The organism is Jeotgalicoccus meleagridis, from assembly GCF_903994045.1.
In the GTDB taxonomy this organism is placed as follows: Bacteria; Bacillota; Bacilli; order Staphylococcales; family Salinicoccaceae; genus Jeotgalicoccus; species Jeotgalicoccus meleagridis.
Genome location: NZ_CAJEWD010000003.1, coordinates 332,623 through 355,901 on the forward strand (window position 1 = coordinate 332,623; position 23,279 = coordinate 355,901).

The 23,279-nt window shown below is 36.4% G+C and carries 23 protein-coding genes; 15 read left to right on the top strand and 8 right to left on the bottom strand.

Annotation, left to right across the window (positions count from 1 at the left end; translation table 11 throughout):
• Positions 1–10 precede the first annotated feature (10 nt).
• Entirely contained in the window at positions 11–454 is a 444-nt protein-coding gene (gene hutP / locus JEOSCH030_RS01790; protein WP_185124908.1) for a hut operon transcriptional regulator HutP, read from the bottom strand.
• 117 nt (positions 455–571) lie between these two features.
• Positions 572–1,693: a tyramine oxidase subunit B gene (locus JEOSCH030_RS01795; protein ID WP_185124909.1), complete on the bottom strand. Its 1,122-nt coding sequence runs from the start codon at positions 1,691–1,693 to the stop codon at positions 572–574.
• Between the two features lie 169 nt (positions 1,694–1,862).
• Between JEOSCH030_RS01795 and JEOSCH030_RS01800 the strand changes: the two genes are divergently transcribed.
• Positions 1,863–2,708: a MurR/RpiR family transcriptional regulator gene (locus JEOSCH030_RS01800; RefSeq protein ID WP_185124910.1), complete on the top strand. Its 846-nt coding sequence runs from the start codon at positions 1,863–1,865 to the stop codon at positions 2,706–2,708.
• 43 nt (positions 2,709–2,751) lie between these two features.
• On the opposite strand, the gene gyrA is transcribed toward JEOSCH030_RS01800, so the two are convergent.
• From gyrA to dnaA, 6 genes are all read right to left on the bottom strand, one after another.
• On the bottom strand, positions 2,752–5,262 hold the full coding sequence (gene gyrA / locus JEOSCH030_RS01805) for a DNA gyrase subunit A (RefSeq protein WP_185124911.1): 2,511 nt from the start codon (positions 5,260–5,262) through the stop codon (positions 2,752–2,754).
• 16 nt (positions 5,263–5,278) lie between these two features.
• Positions 5,279–7,198, bottom strand: a complete 1,920-nt coding sequence (gene gyrB, locus JEOSCH030_RS01810; protein ID WP_185124912.1) for a DNA topoisomerase (ATP-hydrolyzing) subunit B — start codon at positions 7,196–7,198, stop codon at positions 5,279–5,281.
• A 14-nt stretch (positions 7,199–7,212) separates the two neighbouring features.
• Positions 7,213–8,316 carry a DNA replication/repair protein RecF gene (gene recF, locus JEOSCH030_RS01815; RefSeq protein ID WP_185124913.1) on the bottom strand — a complete coding sequence of 368 codons (1,104 nt, stop codon included), beginning with the start codon at positions 8,314–8,316 and terminating at the stop codon, positions 7,213–7,215.
• A complete protein-coding gene (locus JEOSCH030_RS01820) occupies positions 8,313–8,531 on the bottom strand; it encodes an RNA-binding S4 domain-containing protein (protein ID WP_185124914.1) in 219 nt (72 codons plus the stop codon). Before JEOSCH030_RS01820 ends, recF begins: the two co-directional genes overlap by 4 nt.
• A 199-nt stretch (positions 8,532–8,730) precedes the next feature.
• Complete coding sequence (dnaN, locus tag JEOSCH030_RS01825; RefSeq protein WP_185124915.1) at positions 8,731–9,864, bottom strand: DNA polymerase III subunit beta; 1,134 nt, start codon at positions 9,862–9,864, stop codon at positions 8,731–8,733.
• A gap of 168 nt (positions 9,865–10,032) precedes the next feature.
• Positions 10,033–11,367 carry a chromosomal replication initiator protein DnaA gene (gene dnaA, locus JEOSCH030_RS01830; RefSeq protein WP_185124916.1) on the bottom strand — a complete coding sequence of 445 codons (1,335 nt, stop codon included), beginning with the start codon at positions 11,365–11,367 and terminating at the stop codon, positions 10,033–10,035.
• A 434-nt stretch (positions 11,368–11,801) separates the two neighbouring features.
• Here dnaA and rpmH point away from each other — a divergent pair, with 434 nt between their 5' ends.
• The 14 genes from rpmH to modA all read left to right on the top strand — a co-directional run bounded on the left by rpmH (position 11,802) and on the right by modA (position 23,276).
• Positions 11,802–11,939 carry a 50S ribosomal protein L34 gene (gene rpmH / locus JEOSCH030_RS01835; protein ID WP_026859410.1) on the top strand — a complete coding sequence of 46 codons (138 nt, stop codon included), beginning with the start codon at positions 11,802–11,804 and terminating at the stop codon, positions 11,937–11,939.
• Positions 11,940–12,055: 116 nt separating this feature from the next.
• Positions 12,056–12,391 (top strand): ribonuclease P protein component, encoded by a 336-nt coding sequence (gene rnpA / locus JEOSCH030_RS01845; RefSeq protein WP_185125030.1) that lies wholly within the window; start codon positions 12,056–12,058, stop codon positions 12,389–12,391.
• A 15-nt stretch (positions 12,392–12,406) separates the two neighbouring features.
• A complete protein-coding gene (gene jag / locus JEOSCH030_RS01850) occupies positions 12,407–13,237 on the top strand; it encodes an RNA-binding cell elongation regulator Jag/EloR (RefSeq protein ID WP_185124917.1) in 831 nt (276 codons plus the stop codon).
• A 13-nt stretch (positions 13,238–13,250) separates the two neighbouring features.
• On the top strand, positions 13,251–14,627 hold the full coding sequence (mnmE, locus tag JEOSCH030_RS01855; RefSeq protein ID WP_185124918.1) for a tRNA uridine-5-carboxymethylaminomethyl(34) synthesis GTPase MnmE: 1,377 nt from the start codon (positions 13,251–13,253) through the stop codon (positions 14,625–14,627).
• A 16-nt stretch (positions 14,628–14,643) separates the two neighbouring features.
• Entirely contained in the window at positions 14,644–16,527 is a 1,884-nt protein-coding gene (mnmG, locus tag JEOSCH030_RS01860) for a tRNA uridine-5-carboxymethylaminomethyl(34) synthesis enzyme MnmG (protein WP_185124919.1), read from the top strand.
• Positions 16,524–17,237, top strand: a complete 714-nt coding sequence (gene rsmG / locus JEOSCH030_RS01865) for a 16S rRNA (guanine(527)-N(7))-methyltransferase RsmG (RefSeq protein ID WP_185124920.1) — start codon at positions 16,524–16,526, stop codon at positions 17,235–17,237. The genes mnmG and rsmG overlap by 4 nt, the downstream gene beginning before the upstream one ends.
• Before the next feature lie 15 nt (positions 17,238–17,252).
• Positions 17,253–18,062, top strand: a complete 810-nt coding sequence (locus JEOSCH030_RS01870; protein WP_185124921.1) for a ParB/RepB/Spo0J family partition protein — start codon at positions 17,253–17,255, stop codon at positions 18,060–18,062.
• A 91-nt stretch (positions 18,063–18,153) separates the two neighbouring features.
• On the top strand, positions 18,154–18,939 hold the full coding sequence (locus JEOSCH030_RS01875; protein ID WP_235962188.1) for a ParB/RepB/Spo0J family partition protein: 786 nt from the start codon (positions 18,154–18,156) through the stop codon (positions 18,937–18,939).
• 14 nt (positions 18,940–18,953) lie between these two features.
• On the top strand, positions 18,954–19,886 hold the full coding sequence (locus JEOSCH030_RS01880; RefSeq protein ID WP_185124923.1) for a mechanosensitive ion channel family protein: 933 nt from the start codon (positions 18,954–18,956) through the stop codon (positions 19,884–19,886).
• 2 nt (positions 19,887–19,888) lie between these two features.
• On the top strand, positions 19,889–20,068 hold the full coding sequence (locus tag JEOSCH030_RS01885) for a DUF951 domain-containing protein (RefSeq protein ID WP_185124924.1): 180 nt from the start codon (positions 19,889–19,891) through the stop codon (positions 20,066–20,068).
• Between the two features lie 18 nt (positions 20,069–20,086).
• Positions 20,087–21,187, top strand: coding sequence for a redox-regulated ATPase YchF (gene ychF, locus JEOSCH030_RS01890; RefSeq protein ID WP_185124925.1), 1,101 nt, complete (start codon positions 20,087–20,089; stop codon positions 21,185–21,187).
• A 116-nt stretch (positions 21,188–21,303) separates the two neighbouring features.
• Positions 21,304–21,606, top strand: a complete 303-nt coding sequence (rpsF, locus tag JEOSCH030_RS01895; RefSeq protein ID WP_185124926.1) for a 30S ribosomal protein S6 — start codon at positions 21,304–21,306, stop codon at positions 21,604–21,606.
• A 26-nt stretch (positions 21,607–21,632) separates the two neighbouring features.
• Positions 21,633–22,136, top strand: coding sequence for a single-stranded DNA-binding protein (gene ssb, locus JEOSCH030_RS01900; protein WP_185124927.1), 504 nt, complete (start codon positions 21,633–21,635; stop codon positions 22,134–22,136).
• A 225-nt stretch (positions 22,137–22,361) separates the two neighbouring features.
• The gene (gene modA, locus JEOSCH030_RS01905; protein WP_185124928.1) at positions 22,362–23,276 is read left to right on the top strand and encodes a molybdate ABC transporter substrate-binding protein; all 915 of its coding nucleotides are present in this window, start codon (positions 22,362–22,364) and stop codon (positions 23,274–23,276) included.
• Positions 23,277–23,279: the final 3 nt, after the last annotated feature.

Consider the following 23,279-nt stretch of genomic DNA (forward strand, 5'->3'; position numbering starts at 1 on the left):
GTATTAAATTTTAAATATGATTAATGCCTAAACCTAAAGCTTCATGTTCCTTACCTCTGATTGGTGCCCCTATGGTACCGTAAAAACATACAGCGATCCATTCGCCTTCAGCTTTTAAATCATAAGGATTTCCTCTGACGATCGAAAACCTCAAGCCGACTGTACGCATAATCTCACCAACACTTAAATCACCACGGGTTACACCTTGTAATGCTTCTAATATGGCATGGTATAAAGAATGAGTCTCACGATAAACGTCCTCATTAATAATCCCACCGCGTTTTGCTGCGGTTTCGACAGAAGCAATTACCTTACTTAAATCCATGGAACCTACCTTACCCGTCATTACTTTAAAAGACTCGAAATGGGGTAAAATATTGAGAGCTGTCGCCTCATCTGTTAGGGCGACTAGGGTAGTGAACTTTCCAAAATCACGATGCTTAACTGAAGTCATATCAAACTACCTCATATCACTAATAACTAATTTCTCCATTCAGTATAGCGCTTTCATTTTCAGAACACAAGAAAGATTGTCTTTGTTTTCAAGTTAAGATGGACGTGTATTTTTTACTTACTTAGTTAAATAAGAGTTCTCCCATAAAGGCAATTTAGTTCCTAAACCTTTTTCCAAAGCATTTTGATAAATTCTATATCCCCATGCCGCATCTTCAGTAGGTAAGCCACCAGTTAACATCACTATAACTTCATCTTCTGATTTTCTACCTTCTTTATTTCCAGCAATAATATCGCCTAGGTCATCGACTGAACTGCTATCAAAATCACCGCTGTTAATCATTTTTAGTAATTGATAAGTCATCGCCCAATCGATACTATCTAAGCCTGCTGGATGATTTAAGCCATCCTCTAACCATTTTTCATGCATGGCCCATAAATCTGAAACTAGACGACTATTTCGATAAAAATCTTCTTCCAAATCTGCTGATCCAGTCAAAATAATTAAAGTCCCTGGTTTTATACTATCCGTATTTATTTTAGGTTTTACTGCTCCAGAAGTTGCAACAGTAATGATATCCGATTGTTCTATAGTCTGATCTAAATCATCAAATGCTTCAACTTCCACGCCATGCTTATCAGCTAATTTTTTTGCAATTTGTTGACCTTTTTCTAAATTGATATCATATAAAACAATTTTTTCAATGCCATCAACTGCTTTCATAATGGCATCTATACAGGACTGATTAATTGCGCCACCACCGACCACACCAATTACCTTCGCATCTTTCTTAGCAAGATGTTTTGCAGTGACCCCAGGAACCGCCCCTGTACGCACTGAGGAGACTAAATTACCAGCCATGATAGAAAGTGGGGCACCAGTGTCTTTATCGTTTAGGGTAAAAGTATGAATGGATCTCGGTAAGCCTTGTTCAATATTAGCAATATTTGAACCGTACCACTTATTACCGACAACATTGAAGTCACCACCTAAGTAAGAGATCAGTGACATAAAGCGTCTGTCAGGACCCTTAGTAGGGATATTAGGAAATTCCTCATTTTCATTAAACCAAAGCATCAAACCATGATCATTTCTCTTAGGACCACCAAGTAAATAGTCACCTTTACTTAAAAGTACAAACATTTCCTCTAGTGTTTCGATACAACTTTTCATATCTAAGGCGCCGGCTTCAATCATCTCTTCTTCAGATAGGTACAAGAACTCAACTTTACTAGACAAAAAAATCACTCCTAATTTTTAAGAAAATGGAATTTATATTCCTTTCAGTTACTACAATTTAACAAATAAAAAGGAATGAGTAAACTTTTTAATATTATAAATGGAATATTTATTCCTTATGATATAGTGTAAAATAAAGTTTATAAGATTTAACTGTGAGGTGGAGGCCATGACTGACAATATAATTAAAAAAATCATCGAAGAAAAAGATAAGATGAGTAAGAAGCAAAAACAGTTTTGTGAATTTGTCCTAGATAATTATCAAAACCTTGAAATATACACTATAAGTACTATGGCAGAAAAATCAGGAGTAGGCACAACGACCATATTAAGAACGATCAATGCTCTTGGCTATGACAGTCTGAATGATTTTAAAGTTGCAATCCATGAGGTGAGAATCGATAGTCACGCACCAACTTGGTGGCAATTTGAAGATGAAGAAAAAACAGATAAGATGAGTCAGGCTAGAAATGTCTGGAAAGATATTAATTTACTACAGCAACATTCTATGGATAATAACTTAGAAGAATCAATATTAAAGACAATCAATCTATTTAAAGACACTAGAAACATAAATATATTTGGACTAAGAACTTCAAGATCAGTCGCAATCTATCTTGAAAACTCTATTAATCAATTTTATCCAAAATGTAATCAGTTGAGTTATGAACCTCATTTTATATTCGATAGATTGTATCATGTGAATCAAGATGAAGTGTTGGTACTTATTGCCTTATCTCAATATACTCAATTAACTTATCAAGTTGCAGAATATGCAGTTGAAAAGGGGATCCCAATTATTTTAATAACGGATAACCCGAACAACACTATAATTCCTATGGCGACAGTGACCATGAAACTTGCACATTATGATAAGCATTATTCTTTAGTCCCTGCAATTTCATTAGTCGAAACATTAGCAGTTGTGCTTGGAAGTAATCTCGATGATGATAGACAAAAAATACTTAGAGAAGTTGGTTCTCTAATAGCCGATAAAGATATTACCCAGCTATGAGCGAAAAAAAAGCTGAGATATGAATTCATATCTCAGCAAATTTTTATTCTTCTTCTTCAGAATCTTCTACAGAAACTTCAACGTCGTCTTCTGCATCTTCATCTAAATCTTCTTCAGCAATTTCACTTTTCACAACTGCTACTGTTCCGACATCTTGATCTTCATCAAGTCGGATAAGTCGTACGCCTAGAGTGCTACGGCTCGTGATGGAAATATCTTCAATGGCTAGACGAATAATGACACCTTTTTCAGTCACAATCATCATATCTTCATCCCTATCAACTGAAGCGATAAAGACCAACTTACCATTCTTATCATTCAAGCGTGCAGTTTTAACACCAAATCCTCCACGGTTAATTGAACGATACTGATCTTCGTGTGTCAGTTTTCCGTAACCTTTGTCAGTCACCACTAGAACGTATTGATCATTCTCTAATACGTCGACACCAACTACTTGATCATCATCTCTAAGCTTAATTCCTCTTACACCAGCAGCGGTACGGCCCATGGTTCTCACTTGTGTTTCTTCAAAGCGCACTAGGGAACCGTCTCGTGTACCGAGTATGACTTCTTTAGATCCATCTGTTAGACGGACACCAAGTAATTCATCTTCTCCTCTAAATTGAATCGCAATCTTACCATTTTTGTTAATCTGCTTAAATTCATCTAGAGCGGTGCGTTTAACTAAACCATTTTTCGTTGCAAACAGTAGATTATAACCTGTAGTTTCTTCCTTATCCTTAACCCCGATCATGGTTGAAATTGACTCATCTTTTTCAATCTCAATCATATTGACAATCGGTAAGCCTTTAGATTGTCTAGAGAGTTCAGGAATTTCATAACCTTTCAGACGGTATACACGTCCTTTATTGGTAAAGAACAGAATATAATCGTGAGTGCTCATAGTGACAATCTGACTCACAAAGTCTTCATCAATAGTATTCATACCTTGTATACCGCGTCCTCCACGGTGTTGTGAGCGATAAGTGGATACAGGTAGACGCTTGATGTAGTTGTTATGACTTAAAGTCACTACTATGTTTTCACGAGGAATTAGATCTTCATCTTCTATATCAGAGATATTTCCGATAGTAATCTCTGTACGACGATCATCTCCATATTTCTCGCGAATTTCTGTGAGTTCTTCTTTGATAACTTGAATTAATTTATTATCGTCATCAAGTATTGATTTTAAATACTCAATCGTTTTCATTAATTCATCATGTTCCGCTTGGATTTTATCTCTTTCTAATCCTGTTAAACGGCGAAGTCTCATATCTAAGATTGCTTGAGCTTGTCTTTCAGAGAAATCAAATTTCTCCATCAAGCCATTTTTAGCTTCTTCATCATTTTGAGAGGCACGAATTAGCTTGATAATCTCATCGATATGGTCAAGCGCAATTAATAAGCCTTCTAAGATATGCGCACGGTCTTCAGCACGTTTTAATTCATACTTAGTACGACGAGTCACAACTTCTTTTTGATGCTCTAAGTAGTGATACAGTACTTCTTTTAGACCAAGTACTTTTGGTTCTCCGTTAACTAGTGCAAGGGTATTAACTCCAAATGAAGTTTGTAATGGTGTTTGTTTGTAGAGATTATTTAGAATTACATTGGCATTCTTATCTTTACGAATCTCAATGATAATTCTAACGCCTTCTTTTAAGCTGGTCTCATCTCTTAAATCTGTAATACCTTCGATTTTTTTATCGCGTACAAGTTCTGCAATTTTTTCTACGAGTCTTGCTTTGTTCACTTGATAAGGTATTTCAGAAACGATAATTCGTTCTTTACCATTTTTCATTTCTTCGATTTCACAACGTGCACGCATAATAATTGATCCACGACCAGTTTCATAGGCACGTTTAATACCACTTTTACCGATGATTAAGCCTGCTGTGGGGAAGTCTGGACCTTGTACTATGTCCATCAACTCAAGCGGCGTCACATTCGGATTATCCGCAATTTCAAGTACAGCATCAATAACCTCACGTAAGTTATGTGGTGGAATGTTTGTTGCCATCCCTACCGCAATCCCACTTGAACCGTTAACTAATAGGTTAGGGAAGCGTGATGGTAGAACTGATGGCTCTCTTTCATTCTCATCATAGTTCGGTTGGAAATCCACTGTATCTTTGTTGATATCACGCATGAGTTCCATGGAGATTTTACTCATCTTAGCTTCGGTGTAACGCATTGCCGCCGCACCATCACCGTCCATAGAACCAAAGTTACCTTGTCCATGAACGAGTGGATAACGGTAAGAAAAGTCTTGAGCCATACGTACCATTGCATCATAAATTGAAAAGTCACCATGTGGGTGATATTTACCCATAACATCTCCGACAATACGTGCAGATTTTTTAAATGGCTTATCTGAAGTCATACCGTTGTCATGCATACCATAAAGAATTCTACGATGTACGGGTTTCATTCCATCTCGAACGTCTGGCAGTGCACGTGAGACGATGACACTCATGGCATAGCTTAAAAACGAGCTGCGCATCGTTTTTGTTATATTAATCTGTTGAAATTTTTCATCATGGTCAGCCATAATTCAAGTCTCCTTTTTAAACGTCGAGATTTTCTACATATCTCGCATTTTCTTCGATAAAGTTACGACGATGCTCAACAATATCCCCCATCAACATTTCAAATGTCTGGTCTGCGGCAATCGCATCATCCAGTTCCACTTGTAATAAGGTTCTATTCTCAGGATCCATCGTTGTTTCCCATAACTGATCGGCATTCATCTCACCAAGACCTTTGTATCTAGAAATTGAGATCTTAGGTGATTCTGGTAATGTACTACGAAGTACATCGAGTGCTTCATCATCATAAACATAGTGTTTTTTCTTACCTTGTTCCACCTTGTATAGTGGTGGCTGGGCAACATAAATATAACCATGTTCAATCAGTGGTCTCATAAATCTAAAGAAGAAAGTTAAGAGTAGTGTTCTAATATGCGCACCATCGACATCCGCATCGGTCATGATGACTACTTTGTGATATCGTGCTTTTGTAATATCAAATTCATCACCAATACCACTACCGAGTGCGGTTACCATGGAACGAATTTCATTGTTCCCTAGTATCCTGTCTAAACGTGCTTTTTCAACGTTTAAAATCTTACCTCTAAGCGGTAGGATTGCTTGATGCTTAGAATCACGCCCTGATTTTGCTGAACCACCAGCAGAGTCACCCTCTACGATGAAAAGCTCACTTTTAGCAGGATCTTTACTTGAACAGTCAGCAAGCTTACCTGGAAGACTTGATACCTCAAGTGCTGATTTACGACGTGTCATCTCACGTGCCTTTTTAGCAGCAACTCTAGCATGCTGGGCAGTGATACCTTTATCAACAATTAAACGTGCAGTTTGAGGATTTTCTAATAAAAATCTCTCGAAACCTGCTGAGAACAATTGATCTGTAATTGTTCTTGCTTCACTGTTACCAAGTTTAGTCTTAGTCTGACCTTCAAATTGCGGGTCTGTGTGCTTGATAGAGACAATAGCAGTAAGTCCTTCTCTAACATCTTCACCAGATAATCTCTCATCAGCCGCTTTGATGATGTTTTGTTTAGTTGCATAACTGTTAATGACTTTAGTTAAAGCACGCTTAAAGCCATCCTCATGTGTCCCACCTTCGTGAGTGTAGATGTTATTGGCATAAGTTAAGAGGGAAGTCGTGTAACCCTGGTTATACTGAAGGGCAATCTCAACTTCGATATCATCTTTTTCATCATCCATATAGATAATTTCATCATGAAGTGTCTCTTTTGTTTTATTTAGTTCTTCGATGAAAGACTTGATACCACCTTCATAGTGATACTCATATCTAACCGCTTCATCTTCTCTTTCATCGATTAAGTTAATGTTTAAGCCCTTGTTTAAAAAGGCTAATTCTTTAATACGTTTTTGAAGTATTTCAATGTCATAAACTGCAGTTTCTTTAAAGATTTCTTCGTCTGCTTTAAAGCGGATGACTGTTCCAGTTTTGTCCGTTTCACCGATTACTTTCAAGTCAAAATCTGGTACACCACGTGTATAGCTTTGATGATGAATTTTACCATCTTTATGAACGTATACTTCAAGTGTTGAACTTAGTGCGTTAACAACTGATGAACCTACACCATGTAAACCACCAGATACTTTATAACTTGAACCATCAAATTTACCACCAGCATGGAGTACTGTAAGAATTACTTCTACTGCCGGACGTCCCATCTTCTCTTGAATATCGACTGGAATTCCACGACCGTTATCCGTGATTTTAATCCAATTATCTTTTTCTACAACGACATCAATTTTACTCGCATAACCTGCAAGTGCCTCATCGATACTATTATCAATAATTTCCCAAACCAAGTGGTGTAAGCCTCTAGATGAGGTAGAACCAATGTACATTCCCGGTCTTTTTCTTACCGCTTCAAGACCCTCAAGTACTTGTATTTGACTAGCACCATACTGATCTATATTTTCTTGAGCCATGATTTCACCTTCCGTTATTCTTCGATTTTAATCCGACCATTTTCTATCTCGTATAACTGCATATCATCCATGATGGCATGGTTGATATCACTGATTGAGGTTGTTGTAACAAAGGTTTGCACTCGGTCTCTTTTAGAGGTCAAAAGATGCGCCTGACGCACTTCATCTAACTCACTTAAAACATCGTCCAATAAGAGCACCGGATATTCTCCGACCTCTTCTTTGATCAATTCTAATTCTGCAAGTTTAACCGACAGAGCAGTGGAGCGCTGTTGACCTTGTGAACCATATGTTTGGACATCAAAATCATTTATAGTAAAAGCAATATCATCCCTATGTGGTCCAACTAGAGATGTGCCCCGTTCAATTTCCTTCTCCAAGTTATCCATCAACAAGTCGAGAATCTCTTTTTCGAGTTCCTCTGAATCTTTATGCTCGTATTTAATATTAGGCTTATAAATCACCCTTAAATCTTCTTTGCCATTAGAAATATCACTATGAATTTTCAAGGCATGTTTTTCAATCGTATTAATAAACTGCTCTCTCTTTAAAATGATCCGACTTGCATGCTCTGCAAGTTGCTCATTTAATACTTCAATCATCAAGCTATCTACCTGACGCGTTTTTAAATATTGATTTTTTTGAGCTAAGACCTTGTTATAAGACGATAAATTGCTCAAATATACCTTGGATATTTGTCCACATTCCATATTTAAAAATTTTCTTCTAACTTGAGGTGAACCTTTGACGATATTGAGGTCTTCTGGGGCAAAAAGCACTGTATTTAAATGGCCAATATACTGAGAAAGCTTAGCTGACTCTAGATGATTTACTTTAGCTCTTTTACCACCCTTACCAATTGATATCGATAGGGGAAGATTAGATGAACTTGTCGTAATCTGACCATTAATAAATGCTTCTTCCTGATTAAATTGAATGAGCTCCTTGTCCTTTGAAGTCCGATGACTCTTTGCCAATGATAAAAAATAAATCGCTTCTAAAAGATTCGTTTTACCTTGAGCATTCGGGCCAATAAATATATTTAATTTCGGATGAAAGGATAAAGATAAGTCATCGTAATTTCTAAAATTAGAAAGCGTAATGCTATTTAGGATCATTGATCAGTGTACTTAATTTTGTATTCGCCAACACCAGTAATGACTAACTCATCACCATCGTGAAGTTTCTTCCCACGACGATTTTCCGCTTCCCCATTTAAAAAGACTTCATTTTCACTTAAGAACCATTTCGCTTCTCCGCCTGTTCCTATGATGTTTTGATACTTCAAAAACTTTCCAAGCGTAATTAAGCCGGTCAGATGAATCGTTTCCATAGATATAACCTCCTAGAACATACTCATCTATTATACTACATTTTCAATACTTTTTCACTTTATCAAGCAAATAAAAGCGCATAGAGCGTTTTAAATGAAAAAAGGTGTTTACCTACCTAGATAATAAAAAAAGTGACCAGAGGCCTTTTTTAAAAGAAAAAAGACATGGTCACCAAATATTTTAAGTGAAATTTATAAGTTAATAAGTTCTAATCGGTAAGATCAATTGCACTACTTCATCTGAATCACTCGGTGTAATAGTGAATGGTCTCATGGTACCGAAGAATTCAATTGATACTTCTTCAGACTGAATCGCACGTAAAGCATCCATCATGTATTTAGAGTTAAAGGAAATCTTAATATCTTCCCCTTCAGTATGTGAGGCATTAACCTCTTCATTCACTGTACCGACTTCAGGAGAGTTAGAAGCGAGTTCAACTTGAGAATTTTCTACAGTCATGCGAATCACGTTATTTCCACCTTCTCTTGCAAGAAGTGAAACACGGTCTATGGCATGATAAAACTCATCGTTGTTCACTGTTACTTTAGTCTCATAGTTTTCAGGGAAGAGTCTAGTTGTATCAGGGTAGTTACCTTCAAGTAAACGAGAAATAAATCTCATATTGCCATAAGTAAAGAGTACTTGGTTTTGAGATAAGTTAATTTCTACATCATCTTCTGAATCAGATAAGATCTTACTTAATTCAGATAAAGACTTACCAGGAATAATTGCACTAGACGCATCTGTATTAAATGTTTTATCTAATAATTTTCTTAATGCAAGGCGGTGAGAGTCTGTTGCTGTAAATGAAATATGATCATCTTTAAAAATCCAGTTAACACCTGTTAGAACAGGACGTGTTTCTGAAAGTGAGACAGCAAAGTTTGTCTGATTAATAATTGTTTTTAACACAGCTGATGATAAGACTAAACTATCTGCATCACTTACTTCTGGTAGAAGTGGATATTGATTTGCATCTTGTCCACTTAAATTAAATTCTGATTTACCGGCGGTAATTTTAGTAGAAAATGATTCGTTAGTTTCTAAGTCCACAAATTCACCGGAAAGTTTTTTAATAATATCCACGAAAAAACGACCTGTTAAAACAACAGAACCTGTTTCTTCAATTTCTAGTATTTCTTCATTATTAATTTCTGTAGGAATGGTAATTTCAATAGATATTTCTGAATCACTACCTGTAAGTACCATCTGATCATCTGAAACATCGATTTTAATACCATTTAAAATTGGTAAAGTTGTTCTCGGTGAAATAGCTTTTAAGCAATGGTTTAGTTGTTCGATGAAATATTGTCTTTTGATACTGATTTTCATAAGTACGTACTCCTTATTTATATAAATATATATTAATAAAATAACAGTAATAATAGTAGGCCTTGTGAATATGTGGAAAAGTCCCTTAGTTATATAGCTATCAACTTATCCACATGTGCATAAAGTGTTAAGTCAAGTGTAACATTTATCCACAGTATTCACATTATTTTAATTGAGCTTACTTTCTATTTCTTTTAATTCTTCTCTAAACAATTCGTCTTCAGCCACAAGCTTAGAAATTTTCTCATGTGCATGGATGACTGTTGTATGATCACGACCTCCGAACACTTCTCCAATTTTAGGTAGAGAGTTATCCGTTAACTCACGAGAGAGGTACATGGCAACATGTCTAGGAAAAGCGATGGATTTAGTACGCTTTTTAGATGCCAGTTCATCAATATGAATACCGTAATATTCACTGACAGCAACTTGAATATCATGAATGGTGATGCGTTTAGATTGCTTTGTTGTGACAAGATCTTTTAAGGCTTCAGAAACAACTTCAGGTGTCATTGGTTGATTAGAAATCTTAGCATAGGCAGCCACACGCGTTAAGGCACCTTCTAATTCACGGATATTCGTATGAATATGGTTAGCAATATAAATCATTGCTTCATTAGGAATTTCTACGTTTTCTTCTTCGCATTTCTTTCTTAAAATCGCAATTCTTGTTTCCAAGTCAGGTGGTGTCACATCAGTCATGAGACCCCATTCAAAACGTGAGCGGAGACGGTCTTCAAGGGTTGGGATTTCTTTTGGTGTGCGGTCACTTGAGATGACAATTTGCTTATTATTTTCATGCAAGGAGTTGAAAGTATGGAAGAACTCTTCTTGTGTGGATTCCTTGCCTGCTAAAAACTGGATATCATCGATTAATAAGACATCGACGTTACGGTATTTATTGCGAAATTCTTCTGTTTTATTATCTCTAATTGAATTTATGAACTCATTAGTAAATTTTTCACTCGATAGGTAGACAACTTTTGCATTCGGTCGATTTTCTAAGACGAAATTTCCAATAGCATGCATAAGGTGGGTTTTACCAAGGCCCACACCACCATAGATAAAGAGCGGATTATAAGCTTTAGCTGGCGCTTCGGCGACTGCAAGGGATGCAGCATGAGAGAAGCGGTTGCCGTTACCGATAACAAAAGTATCAAAAGTATGTTGTTCGTTTAAGGTGTTAGGGACTGGTGTAGCTGTATCGGCTATCTTAGTTTCATTTTTAACGCCATCAGTTGAGAGGTCTTTAAGCTCATCTTTAACGATAATTTTAATAGAAACTTTTTCACCAATAGTTTGGAAAACAGCATCCTCTATTAATGTAGTGTATTGATTAACTAACCAGTCGCGCTGGAAGTCATTATCTGCTTTAATCAATGCTTTTGTAGTATTTAAGTCAATTAACTCTGTTTCTTTAAACCAAGTTAGGAAAGTGACTTCAGAAATATTAGTTTTGACTTGATCTAAGACATTTTCCCAAATACTATTTAAACTGCTCATAAATAAATTCCTTTCTTATTCACAAATAACAAGCTGTGGAAAAGTGATTTGCACAGCTGTAGAAAACTATACACAAGTTATCCACAATCTGTGGAGAAACTAGACAACTTTTCAACTTATCCACATATATTCTGTTAAAATTATAGATTAATTCGCTTATGATATCAATACATTTAAGACTTATTCACATAATTAACAGTTATCCACAAAAATACACGCAAGACTTGTTAACTTGTGAATAAAGTCATAAAAAGCTGTGAATATGTACGAATCCTTGTTAAAGTTATCCACAGTTTCTTCTTTTCAAATCTGCTTATGCTTGATAAATACGCAAATAAATCTTGAAATGATAGTGTATTTTTGGTATTCTTTAATAGTTGCAATTCTAAGATGAAGATAAAAACAGAGAAATAGATTTAACGGAGGTGTCATACATGGTAAAACGTACGTACCAACCTAATAAACGTAAACGTGCTAAAGTACACGGTTTCCGTGAAAGAATGAGTACTAAAAACGGCCGCAAAGTTCTTGCTCGCCGCAGAAGAAAAGGAAGAAAAGTTCTTTCTGCATAACCATTAGATCATCTGACGAAGATGATCTTTTTTTTTGCTTCCATGTTGAAAGTTTTATTAAATAAGGGCTTTTTAGTATAATAATTAATCATAGATATGAAAGAGCGTAGTTAATGATGAAAAAGCGATTCAGGATTAAGAAAGAAAAAGATTTTAAAGTTATATTTAAACGTGGCAAATCATATGCGAATAGACAATTTGTAGTTTATTTAAAGGATAATCAAGAGATACCACATTTAAGACTCGGTATCAGTGTCTCTAAAAGATTAGGTAACGCTGTTAAAAGAAACCAGATTAAAAGACGGATTAGAGCTTTTTATCAGCTTCATAAAAACGAGTTGAAATCACTAGAGTATGTAGTGATTGCTCGTAACCCAGTCAAGGATATGGACTATCACGAAATAGAAAAGTCACTTTTACATGTTTTAAGAATCGCCAAATGCATCAAATAATACGGGGGTTGTATCATGTACAAAACTTATACTGAAAAGACAGTAAACGATGCTGTTGCAAAAGGTTTAGCGGAACTGAAAGTTACTGAAGATGATATTAAAATAGAAGTCTTAGATAGTGGTTCAAGTGGTTTCTTAGGCTTCGGTAAGCGTCCAGCTGAGGTCAAACTCACTGTTATTAATCCTGAATTAAAGACTTACGAGACAATTGAAGCTTTGATAAACAGAGTCGAAAAAGATGTTAAAACAAAAGTTCCAAGTCAATCAACAGAAGAAGCTATAGAAGAAACTGAGTCTCGTGAAAGAGTCAGTCAGAAAGCTGAAGACCTAGAAGAGAATAGTCACGAAGAAGTAGAAGAAAAAGACGACTTATCTCACAGTGAAAAAAATCATCCTATAGAACAAGCTGCTAAAGATACAGAAGCGTATATTTCTAGCATCGTTTTAGACATGGGCATAGAGCATACAACGAAAATGACAGTGAAAAAGAATAATATAGATATAAATTTTGATGCAAAACTTGCAGCTAAAATCATCGGTAAACGCGGTCAGACGCTAAACGCACTTCAAGTGCTCGCACAGAATTATTTTAATAGTATTTATCGTAGCTATGGACAAGTCATCATTGATGTTGGTGACTATAGAGCGAAACGTAAAGAAACTTTAGAAATTCTAGCTTTAAACATGGCGGATAAGGTAAGGCGAACTGAAGAGAGAGTTAAGTTAGAACCTATGCCTAATTTTGAGAGAAAAATAATGCATAATGCGCTGAGTCGAGAGCCCGGTATAGAAACGTATTCGGAAGGTAAAGAACCGAACCGTTATCTTGTAATAACTAAGAAATAAAGGAGTTTTTTAAGTGCAATTTGAAACGATCTCAAGCATCTCTACACCAGTCGGTGAAGGGGCGATTGCTATCGTTCGTCTGTCAGGAGAAGATGCGGTTGAAATTGCAGATCGTCTGTATAGAGGAGCGAAAAAATTAAGTGAGGTAGATTCCCACACGATTAACTATGGGCATATCATCGACCCTAAAACGAAAGAAACAGTCGAAGAGGTTATGTGTGCGGTGATGAGAGCCCCAAGAACATATACGAGAGAAGACATCGTAGAGATTAACTGTCATGGTGGGATTCACACAGTTAACCGTGTACTGCAGTTAACTTTAAGTCATGGTGCTCGCATGGCTGAACCAGGTGAGTTTACTAAGCGTGCCTTCTTAAATGGACGCGTCGACTTATCTCAAGCTGAAGCGGTTATGGACTTTATCAGGTCAAAAACTGACCAGGCATCTAAAGTTGCAAACCAACAAGTTCAAGGTCGTTTAAAAACATATATAGAAAATTTACGTCAGAGTATTTTAAATATACTTGCTCAAGTTGAAGTTAATATCGATTATCCAGAATACGATGATGTTGAAGAAGCAACGACAGCCTTTTTATTAGAAGAAGCGCAAACAGTTGAAAAAGAAATTGAGAAGTTGCTTAAATCGAGTGCTGAAGGGCGTATTTTACGAGAAGGCTTGTCAACGGTCATTGTCGGTAAACCTAACGTCGGTAAGAGTTCACTCCTAAATTATCTGATCCAAGATAATAAGGCTATTGTTACGGATGTTGCTGGTACGACACGTGATATTTTAGAAGAATATGTCAATGTCAATGGAATTCCTTTAAAACTAGTTGATACTGCGGGGATTCGTGAGACAGATGATGTCGTTGAAAAAATTGGAGTTGAACGTTCACGTGAAGCACTAAAAGATGCTGAACTTATCCTTTACGTCATGAACAATAACGAAGAGATTACAAAAGAGGATATCGAGCTTTTAGAAACTATTGATGATAAAAAAGTCATCGGTATCATTAATAAATTAGATTTAGAAAATCATCTAGATGTAGATTATTTAACAAGTCACTTTGACATCCCATTAATTAGAACATCGATTATTAATGGTCAGGGTGTGGATGACTTAGAAAATGAAATACAACGCATGTTTTTCGATGGCAGCATTTCATCAGCAGACTCCACATATGTATCAAATAATCGTCATATACACTTGTTAGAACAAGCGAAAGTATCTATTAGCGATGCGATTTCATCAGCAGAAATTGATGTTCCTGTCGATATTATTCAAATAGATCTGATTAAAACCTGGGAACTTCTAGGAGAAGTTATTGGTGAGGATGTTTCAGAACAGCTCATCGATCAGCTCTTCAGTCAATTCTGTCTAGGTAAATAATTTAGGAGGTAAAATAATGACCGAAGCAATAAAATACGATGTGATTGTTATTGGTGCTGGCCATGCAGGAGTCGAAGCGGGACTTGCAGCAAGCCGTAAAGGTTTAAAAACGTTAATGTTAACAATCAACCTTGATAACATCGCATTTATGCCGTGTAACCCATCTGTTGGTGGACCAGCCAAAGGAATTGTCGTTCGTGAAGTCGATGCACTTGGTGGTCAAATGGCTAAAGTAATCGATAAAACCCATATCCAAATGCGTATGCTAAATACTGGTAAAGGGCCTGCTGTACGTGCTTTACGTGCACAAGCAGATAAAGTTCTTTATCAACAAGAGATGAAATCTGTTTTAGAAAACGAAGAGAACCTTGATATTTTACAAGGTTTAGTTGATGAACTGATTGTCGAAAATGATGAGGTACGTGGGGTAAGAACAAATATTGGTACTGAATATCAAGCGGATGCTGTTATTGTGACCACAGGTACCTTCTTAAGAGGTGAGATTATTCTTGGAGACCTTAAGTATTCAAGTGGTCCTAACCATCAAATTCCTTCACTTGCTCTAGCAGATCAATTGAAGGAGCTTGGCTTTGAGATTATTCGTTTCAAAACAGGGACACCACCGCGCGTCAATGCAGATTCTATAGATTATAGTAAAACTGAAATCCAACCTGGTGATGACGTACCAAGAGCATTTAGCTTTGACACAACAGAATTCATCATGGATCAATTACCATGTTGGTTAACTTATACGTCACCTTCTACTCATGAGATCATTACTGCGAACTTACATTTGTCAGCAATGTACTCAGGTGTCATTCAAGGAACAGGACCAAGATACTGCCCATCTATTGAAGATAAGATTGTTAGATTTAATGATAAACCGCGTCACCAAATCTTCTTAGAACCAGAAGGTCGTAATACTAAAGAAGTTTACGTTCAAGGCTTATCTACTAGCATGCCTGAAAGTGTACAGCGTGAAATGTTGTCGAGCATTCCTGGATTAGAGAATGCGCGTATGATGCGTGCTGGTTATGCGATTGAGTATGATGCACTTGTGCCGACACAGCTATGGCCAACTTTAGAAACTAAAAAGATCAAAAACTTATATACCGCTGGTCAAATCAATGGAACTAGTGGTTACGAAGAAGCAGCAGGTCAAGGTTTGATCGCTGGTATTAACGCTGCTAACAAATTACTCGGTGAAGAAGAGTTAATTTTAAGTCGTACAGATGCTTATATTGGTGTACTCATAGATGACCTTGTAACTAAAGGTACAAACGAACCATACCGTCTCTTAACATCTCGTGCAGAACATCGTTTACTACTACGTCATGATAATGCTGATATGCGTTTAACAGAAATCGGTTATCAAAACAACTTAATTTCTGAGGAACGTTATGCCCGCTTTAACGAGAAAAAATCAAACATTGAAGCGGAATTAGAACGCTTGAAAAAAGTAAGAATTAAACCGAATGCACACACCCAAAATATTGTTGAACAACGTGGTGGTACTGCACTGAAAGATGGTATTTTAGCAGCTGATTTACTCCGTCGTCCTGAGATGGATTATGCATCAATTATGGAAATTCTTGGTGAGGATATCAGTCTAAAACAAGAAGAGTTCGAACAAGTTGAAGTACAAATTAAATACGATGGTTATATTAAGAAATCTCTTCAACAAGTTGATAAGATGAAACGTATGGAAGATAAGAAAATTCCTGAAAACATCGATTACGATGCAATCAATTCATTAGCAACTGAAGCACGTATGAAGTTAAAAGAAGTAAAACCATTAAACATTGCACAGGCATCTAGAATTTCTGGTGTAAACCCTGCAGATATTTCTATTCTGCTTGTCTACATCGAACAAGGAAATGTGAAGAGGACTGGATCATGACAGAAACAGAATTTATAAATCAATTAAAAGAACATGGCATTGAACTTTCCACTGAACAAATCGGACAGTTTAAAACTTACTTTGAAATGCTTGTAGAGTGGAATCAAAAAATTAACTTAACTGCAGTAACAGAAATGAAAGAAGTCTATTTAAAGCACTTCTATGATTCTATTACACCACTTTTATATGCTGATATTGAAGAGGGTGCAAGTCTATGTGATGTTGGTGCTGGTGCAGGTTTTCCAAGCATTCCTATGAAGATTATTCGCCCGGACTTAAAAGTGACTATCGTCGACTCACTCAATAAACGTATTACCTTTTTAAATGAGTTGACTACAGTGCTTGGTTTGGATAAAATTCATCTCGTTCACGATCGTGCAGAAACCTTTGGACAATACGGACAAAGACATATGTTTGATGTGGTCACAGCACGCGCTGTTGCCCAGCTGAATGTCTTAGCTGAATTATGCTTACCTTTAGTTCGTACTGGTGGACAGTTCATCGTTATGAAGGGTAAAAAAGCTATGGAAGAGATTGAAGAAGCGGAGTTCGCGCTTGATTTACTAGGTGGAGACATTAAAAAAATCAATTCGCTAACCTTACCTGAAGAGGAAAGCGAACGCTATATTATTGTTATTGATAAAGTCAGAAAGACACCTAAAAAATACCCTAGAAAACCAGGAACTCCAAATAAATCCCCATTAAAATAAAGGATGGTGGAATGTGTGAAAAAACCATTTTCAAAACTATTCAATTTAATAGATAAGAGTGAAATGGCTCATGATGAAGACTTGGTACATGTGTCATTGGAAAACATTGTCCCAAACCAATACCAGCCAAGAGCAGTCTTTGATCAAGATAAAATTAAAGAGCTCGCACATTCCATCGAAAAGCATGGTTTACTTCAACCTATTACTTTAAGACCAATTGAAGAAGACATGTATGAAATTATTGCCGGGGAAAGACGTTTTAGAGCTTTGAAATATCTTGCCTATGAAAACACTAAAGCGATTGTTAAATACCTGACTGACCAAGAAACAGCTGCAATTGCTTTGATTGAGAATATTCAAAGAGAAAACTTAACGAGCATTGAAGAAGCTAGGGCATATAAGCAGCTTCTAGACATGGATGATGTTACTCAAAAAGATTTAGCTGAGAGCATCGGTAAGAGTCAGTCTTTTATCGCTAATAAATTGAGACTACTTAAGCTTTCTGACGACGTTATAACGGCGTTAGAAAAAGAAGAAATCACTGAAAGGCATGCGAGAGCACTGCTTTCATTAGATAACGATGGCCAATACGATGTTTTAAACAATATCGTTAGCGATAAACTGACAGTTAAGGAAACTGAACTCGCAGTTAAAAATCGTCAAAAAAAACGCACAGAGCAAATTAACTTTAACGATGATGTGACTTTTGTCTTAAATGACTTTGAACGTGATATTAAAAAATTACGAGAAAAAGGCATGGATATCCGAATCGAGAACAGTGAAACGAATGATTTTCATGAGGTTATTATTAAGATTTACAAGTAGGGTGCCTGCACACAGTGTAGGTACTCTTTTTCACTTACAAACGCGTGCGTGACTGCTATAATATAGTGTGTATTTTAACAAATTGAAGTTGGTGACGAGTTTGGAAATTATCGATTTGCCTATTGCTTCTATTAGAAAAAATCCTTATCAACCAAGACAAACTTTTGATGCGGAAAAACTTGAAGACTTATCCAGAAGTATTGAGCAACATGGTGTCATGCAACCAATTACAGTGAGGCTGGCTACAAAAGGCTATACATTAGTGGCTGGAGAAAGACGTCTAAGAGCAAGTAAGTTAGCAGGTCTATCTCATATCCCTGCAATTATTACTGAGATGACTGATTTAGAGATGATGGAGCTTGCGATTATTGAAAATCTTCAAAGAGAAGATCTGAGTCCACTAGAAGAAGCAGAAAGTTATAGAGACTTGATGACAGCAAGTGACTTGACCCAAGATGGTTTGTCTCATAGGCTAGGTAAGTCTAGGTCATACATCGCTAATACTTTAAGGTTGTTAAATTTGCCTTCTAAGGTCAAAGTCATGATTAATAATAAAGAACTTACTGGTGCACATGGGCGCACACTTCTGTCCTTAAAAGAACCACATTTGATGGAAATGGTGGCGTCTAAGGCACAACAAGAAGGCATGAGTGTTAGAGCTTTGGAACACTATGTAAAGTCTTTTAAACCTAGTAAAAAAATTAAGAGGACTAAAAAGAAACTTAAGTTTATCGAAGGTTATGAAAGAGACTTAAAAGCACGGTTTGGAACTAAGGTTGAAATTAAAAAAATTAAACAAAAAGGCGTCATTCAACTGGAGTTTACATCGGAAGAAGAGTTTAAAAGAATACTCTCTATGCTTCAAAATCACCAATAGAAAGAGGGAAACAGATGAACTTTTTAAGCTTGTTTAATACATCAGTAAATGAAGGACTTGAAGAACAATTAACATTTATTGAAACACTAATAAAGCGTATCGGAGAACCGGACCTATGGATTAATATCGGTCAGACTATACTATTTGCTTTAATCTTAATTATTGTAGGCTACATTTTGACACGTGTCGCAAATCGTCTGATAGAAAACTTCTTTAAATATAAGGCAAAGTCTCGCTTAAAAGGCTCTGATAAGAGAAATAACACGCTGATTAATGTCTTACAAAACAGTGCATCCATTTTCATTTGGTTCTTTATTGTTGTAGCTATACTTGAGTCATTTAATATCCCTGTATCCACACTACTAGCAGGGGCTGGGGTAGTTGGTCTGGCTATTGGTTTTGGTGCACAGAGTCTAGTCAAAGATATGATTACTGGTTTCTTTATCATTTTAGAAAATCAATTTGATAAAGGTGACTTTGTGCGTGTTAATACGTCAGGGACTACTGTTGCCGAGGGTGAAGTGTTATCATTAGGTCTACGATCATCTCGCATTCAAGGCTATGAAGGCGAGTTATACATGATTCCTAACGGTACAATCAATGAGGTCGTTAACTTTTCTCGATATAACTCTATTTCTTTCTTAGATATGAACTTTTCTATTACAGAAGATTTAGATCAAGTCGAAAGTATATTAGAATCTTACCTTGAATCTCACTGGAGAGAAGAAGAGGTATTGGTTGAGCCACCTGTTGTTCAAGGGGTTCAAGATATTAAACAAGGAGAAGCAACGATTCGTGTAATGTTGACTTCTCGCCCGATGGAACATTTTGGAGCGACACGTCGCATGAGAAAACGTATTAAGCAGTACTTAGAATCACAAAACATTTACATTTCTGTTCCTACTATGGATATTAACGATTTCGAAGGCGAAAATGATGAGGTGTAGATATGGAGAAAAACTATGAGTTAAATAGTTTTGTTGAAATGAAGAAAGCTCACCCATGTGGAACGAATAAGTTTCAAATTGTCCGAATGGGTGCAGATATAAAAATCAAATGTACCCACTGTGACCGTACTATTATGATGGCACGTCGGGACTTTAATAAAAGATTAAAAAAAGTATTATAATTTAAAGGAGAAAAAATCATGTCTTTAACAGCTGGAATCGTTGGCTTACCTAACGTTGGTAAATCAACCTTATTTAACGCAATCACAAAAGCAGGTGCGCTTGCTGCTAACTATCCATTCGCAACAATCGATCCTAACGTCGGAATCGTAGAGGTTCCTGATGCACGTTTAGATAAACTTACTGAAATCGTTGTGCCAAAGAAAACAGTTCCTACTGCATTTGAATTTACAGATATCGCAGGCATCGTTAAAGGTGCATCTAAAGGTGAAGGTTTAGGAAATAAATTCCTTGCTAACATTAGAGAGGTAGACGCGATTTGCCAAGTGGTTCGTGCGTTTAATGATGAGAATGTCACTCACGTATCAGGTAAGGTTGACCCAGTTGATGATATTGAAATTATCAATATGGAGCTGATTCTTGCAGACCTTGAAAGTGTAGATAAGCGCTTGCCTAAAGTTGAAAAAATGGCCAAGCAAAAAGATAAGGACGCTGTGGCAGAAGCTAAAGTGTTAACGAAGATTAAAGAGTGCTTAGAATCAGAACGTCCTGTTCGTGCACTTGATTTCTCTGAAGAAGAATTTAAGCTTGTTAAACACTTCAATCTCCTAACTCAAAAACCAATGTTATACGTTGCCAATGTCGCTGAAGATGATTTATCAGACCTTGAAGATAACGAACATTTAAAAGCAATCCAGGAATATGCCAATGAAGAAGATTCACAAGTTATTGTTATTTCAGCAAAAGTTGAAGAAGAAATTGCTGTTCTAGAAGATGATGAGCGCGAAATGTTCCTTGAAGAGCTCGGTTTAGATGAGTCAGGTTTAGATAAACTGATCAGAGCATCATATGACTTACTAGGTTTAGCGACTTACTTTACTGCAGGTGTTCAAGAAGTTAGAGCGTGGACCTTTAGAAAAGGAATGACAGCACCTGAGTGTGCCGGCATTATCCACACAGATTTCCAAAAAGGTTTCATCCGCGCTGAAACTGTAAGTTACGATGATTTAGTAGAGGCTGGTAGTGAAGTGAAAGCTAAGGAAGCTGGTAAGGTTCGTCTAGAAGGAAAAGACTATATCATGAAAGATGGAGATGTCGTTCATTTTAGATTTAATGTCTAGATATACCTTGTAAAACAGCTAATTTATTGCTATAATATCTGATTGTGAGTAATGAAAATTATTCCTTGCTGAAAACAAAGGTTTTCAGCCGCAAAGTCCATAAGGAGGTGCACAAGATGAGAGCATATGAAATTTTATATGTAATCCGCCCAAACATTGAAGAAGAAGCGAAAGCAACACTTGTTAAACGTTTCGATGAAATTCTTACAAACAATGGTGCGGAAATCGTCGAGTCTAAAGAGTGGGGTAAACGTCGTCTTGCCTATGAAATCGAAGATTTCAAAGATGGTTTTTATCACATCATCAAAGTTAACGCTACAAGCGAAGCTACTGATGAGTTTGACCGCTTAGCTAAGATCAACAATGACATCATTCGTCATATCGTTGTTCGCGACGAACAAGCAGAAGAGAAAAAATAAGTTAAATATTTAGTGGAGTTGATTACATGCTAAACCGTGTAGTTTTAGTAGGTCGCCTAACAAGGGACCCGGAACTAAGAGTCAGTCAAAATAATATCGCTGTTGCTACTTTTAACTTAGCTGTCAACCGTCCTTTCACTAGTCAAAATGGTGAAAGAGGTGCGGATTTTATCAACTGTGTTGTTTTCCGTAAACAAGCAGAAAACGTCAACCAGTATGTTAAAAAAGGTAGTTTAGTTGGTATTGACGGAAGAATTCAAACTCGTAACTACGAGAATAAAGACGGACAAAGAGTATATGTAACTGAAGTTGTGTGTGAAAGTGTTCAGTTCTTAGAGCCTAAAGGTAGCAGTAATCAATCTCAAAGCAATAACGATTATAATAATTCTGCAGACTCTTATACCAATGCCTATAGCAGCGGTAATCAGTCGACAGGTCAAGGGCAAAGTCGCCAACAACCTGTAGAAGATAATCCATTTGCGAACTCAAAAGGACCGGTAGACATTAGCGATGATGATTTACCATTCTAAATTTAAAATATAACAATCCAAATTTTGTTATCGTGTGTTTGAAGATGTGTGTGTAATATGTGTGAAAAACCTGAGATAGTATATATCTCGGGTTTTTATTTTACTTCAGAAGATACATAAGTTAATTTTATTGTTTTAATTTCTAGTTTTTGATGTCTTTTGTCTATACAGTGTTTATAATAATATATGAAGCATAATTTTTAAGATGTAGGAGCGAAAAACGCAATGATTAGAAAAAATGCTCTAAGATGGGCACTTTTACTATCGCTGTGCGTGCTATTGGCAGCTTGTAGTAATGACGATGAGAAAGAATCATCAGAAACTGATGAGCCAAAAGAAAATAGTGAAGTGACTAAAGAAGAAGAAGCATCTGATGCTACAGCTTCTGAGGAAACTGATAGTGAACAGACATCTGATACTGAGGAGCCTGTGAGTGAAGAGGAAGAATCACAGGTTGTACATATGACTGTTGAAGAGAGTCTTGAAGATGTCATGACAGAATTGATTTCTATATTTGAAGAAGAACACGAAAATGTTGAAATAGATGCTCAGTACGGCCATACAGAATCACTCACTGAGGACTTGATTAATGGTGATGATCAAGATATGGATATTTATTTCTCAAGTTCTGATCAAGGGTACGAGTCATTGGTTGAAGCGGGTATTTTAGATCAGCTAGCGACTAAGTATTTACTGATTAATGAAATTGTTTTAGTGACTACTGAAGATAATGAAGATATCACATCTTATGACTCAATCTTTAAAAATGATGATGCCACTTTATCTATTGTTAACCCTGAAAGTTCCTTATCAGGCAGTCATGCTGAGGAACTGATTCAAGCCGAAAAGAGTAATGAAAGAACGATAGAAAACATAGAGAAGAGTAATGATATTGATACGGCAGTGTCAGATATTAAAGAAGGCAAAACTGATGCCGGTCTTTTACTTAGAACAGAAGTGTCTGAAGAGGAAGATTTAAAAATCGTTTCTCGTGCACCACGTTCTTTAACTGATCCTTTTGTTTACAGTTTAGGACTATCACAAGATATAGCTGATGATAGTGTAGCTAAAGAATTTTATCGCTTCCTACAGTCAGAAGAAGCTTTAGAAGTGTTTGCAAATTACGGTTATATAGTATAAATT